A 2,859-nucleotide genomic window follows, 5' to 3' on the forward strand; every position below is an offset into this window, starting at 1 on the left:
GAACGCTTCAATTTCGACTCACCCATCGGGTGACTTCCTTGATCAACGCCAAACCCTTAGCCTGCCAGTATTACGGGCAAACTGCACCTCACCAACTGAGGTTTCTAGGTTGATAAACAAACGGTTATCTTTGCCAATCCCTCCCCAGACGCCTCGCCGTCCGGGCAACAGGGGCTCGAGTAACAGCCAGACTTGGTCGGAAATGTCGTGGCGCCGATGCGCATGGAGCGGGCTTGCAGTGGGTGTCTTCATACTCCGAAGCTTACCTTGGAGGAGCGTCTCGTGACGACACTATCTAGCTGAAGTTAGCGCTCGGGAGACTCCAAGATCATTTCCATAATTCTCGACTACGATAGCCCTGCGGATTGACCGACTGCCAGCGCCAAGTGTCGGCCATCATCGCATCCAGATCACGATGAGCCTTCCAGCCCAGTTCGCGCTCGGCCTTGGCCGGATCGGCCCAGTATTCGGCGATGTCGCCCGCGCGACGTGGCGCGAAATGGAACGGGATCGGGCGGCCGCAGGCGCGCTCGAAGGCCTGCACCATCTCCAGCACGCTGCAGCCCCGGCCAGTGCCGAGGTTCCAGATGTGCACGCCGTTGCGCTGCGACATCGCCTGCAGGGCCTTCAGATGGCCTTCGGCCAGATCGAGCACATGGATGTAGTCGCGAACCCCGGTACCGTCGCGGGTGGGGTAATCATTACCGAACACCGCCAGCGATTCGAGCTTGCCGATCGCCACCTGGGCGATGTAGGGCAGCAGGTTGTTGGGGATGCCTTCGGGATCCTCGCCGATCAGGCCGCTCGGATGAGCGCCCACCGGATTGAAATAGCGCAGCAGGGCGATCCGCCAGCGTGGATCGGAGGCAGCCAGGTCGGCCAGCACCAGCTCGACCATCAGCTTGGAACGGCCATATGGGCTAGCCGGCGTGCCGGTCGGGCAGTCTTCCTGGATCGGTACCTTGTCGGGCTCGCCATACACCGTGGCCGACGAGCTGAAGACCAGCGAGAACACTCCGGCTGCCGCCATCGCCTGGCACAGCGTGACGCTGCCCGCCACATTGTTCTCGTAATAGGTGAGCGGATCACGCACGCTGTCGCCGACTGCCTTTAGGCCGGCAAAGTGCATCACCGCCTCGAAGTGATGTTCGGCAAACAGACGATCGAGCAGCGGGCGGTCGCGGATGTCGCCCTGCACGAAGCGCGGCGCCCGTCCGCAGATGCGCTCGACCCGCCGCAGCGACTCGGCCGAACTGTTGCTCAAATTGTCCAGCACCACCACTTCATGACCCGCCTCGAGCAGGGTCAGGGTGGTATGCGAACCGATGTAGCCGGCCCCGCCGGTAACCAGGATCGCCTGGCCCATCATGCCCATTTCAGAACACCCGTTCCTGCAGCAGGCCAAACAGATACTGGCCATAGCCGTTCTTGGCCATCGGCGCCGCCAGCGCGCACAGGGCGTCGTCGTCGATCCAGCCATTGCGCCAGGCGATCTCCTCGGGTGCCGCGACCTTCAGCCCCTGCCGACGCTCGATGGTCTGGATGAACTGGCTGGCCTCCAGCATGCTCTCGTGAGTGCCGGTATCCAGCCAGGCGAAGCCGCGCCCCATCAGTTCCACCCGCAGTTCGCCACGCTCGAGATAAAGCCGGTTCAGATCGGTGATCTCCAGTTCGCCCCGCGCCGAAGGTCGTACCTGGCGAGCCAACCCGACCACCTGCTCATCATAGAAGTACAGACCGGTCACCGCATAACGCGATTTCGGCCGGGCCGGTTTTTCCTCGATGCTCAGCACCCTGCCTCCGGCATCGAACTCGGCTACGCCATAGCGCTCAGGGTCCTGCACCGCATAGGCGAACACCGTGGCGCCCTGTTCGCGGGCCGTCGCGCTCCTGAGCAGTGCGGCAAAATCATGGCCATGGAAGATGTTGTCGCCCAGCACCAGCGCGCAGGGGGCACCGGCCAGGAATGACTCGCCGATCAGGAAGGCCTGGGCCAGCCCATCCGGCGAAGGCTGCACCGCATAGGACAGCGAGATGCCCCACTGGCTGCCGTCACCGAGCAGCTGTCTGAAGCGTGGCGTGTCCTGCGGCGTGGAGATCAGCAGGATGTCGCGGATGCCCGCCAGCAGCAGGGTGCTGAGCGGGTAATACACCATCGGCTTGTCATAGATCGGCAGCAGCTGCTTGGAAACCGCCAGCGTGGCCGGATACAGCCGGGTGCCGGAACCGCCGGCGAGGATGATGCCTTTGCGTTGTTGCATGATGGGTACTCCAGAATGTCGGCGCGTCGCCGCGGCAAAGACCGGGCATGTTGCGCAAACGGTGTGGTTTCAGACGCGCGATGCTGCCCCTGGGTCATCCGAGGATCGTGGTCAGTTCATCAGCCACGCGATCGAACAGGGGATCGAGATCGTGCGTGCGCTGCAGGATCGCCCGCTCGAGATCGTGGGCGGCCTGGCTCAGCGCCACCGCGGCGATGTTGGCCGACACCCCCTTGAGCTGATGCGCCAGCCGTGCGGCCTGCTCGTGCTCGCCCGCCGCGAGCCGAGCCTTCAGCTGCGCCAGGGTGTCGCGGTTGGATTCGGCGAACATCATCAGCATCTGACGGAAGAACTTCACATCGCCTCCCATCAGGTTGGCGGCGAGTTCGCTGTCGATGCCCGCAATGCTGGGCCAGGCGAGTGCATTGCGCGGTGGAGAGACGAATGGGGGCTGAGAGCGTGAGAGTTTTTCTCCAATCTGGCCAGGTTGTGCTGGGACTGGCATGCTCCGAGACATGAACGAGACCGAACGTCATAACGGATCGCCGGCCAGCCTGTTCGATGAGCTGCCGGCTGTCGAGGAACAACAGGTGATCGC

At 63.3% G+C, this 2,859-nt stretch carries 3 protein-coding genes; all 3 read right to left on the reverse strand.

Annotated features, from left to right (window positions below; translation table 11 throughout):
- Window positions 1-328: 328 nt before the first annotated feature.
- The 3 genes from galE to MXC99_RS00535 all read right to left on the reverse strand — a co-directional run bounded on the left by galE (window position 329) and on the right by MXC99_RS00535 (window position 2,619).
- Window positions 329-1,375: a UDP-glucose 4-epimerase GalE gene (gene galE, locus MXC99_RS00525; RefSeq protein ID WP_348772075.1), complete on the reverse strand. Its 1,047-nt coding sequence runs from the start codon at window positions 1,373-1,375 to the stop codon at window positions 329-331.
- Between the two features lies 1 nt (window position 1,376).
- Window positions 1,377-2,261, reverse strand: coding sequence for a glucose-1-phosphate thymidylyltransferase RfbA (gene rfbA, locus MXC99_RS00530; protein WP_247723691.1), 885 nt, complete (start codon window positions 2,259-2,261; stop codon window positions 1,377-1,379).
- Between the two features lie 94 nt (window positions 2,262-2,355).
- Window positions 2,356-2,619, reverse strand: a complete 264-nt coding sequence (locus MXC99_RS00535) for an Hpt domain-containing protein (RefSeq protein ID WP_247723692.1) — start codon at window positions 2,617-2,619, stop codon at window positions 2,356-2,358.
- Window positions 2,620-2,859: the final 240 nt, after the last annotated feature.

Source organism: Thauera aromatica, from assembly GCF_023093595.1.
Classification (GTDB): Bacteria; Pseudomonadota; Gammaproteobacteria; order Burkholderiales; family Rhodocyclaceae; genus Thauera; species Thauera aromatica_A.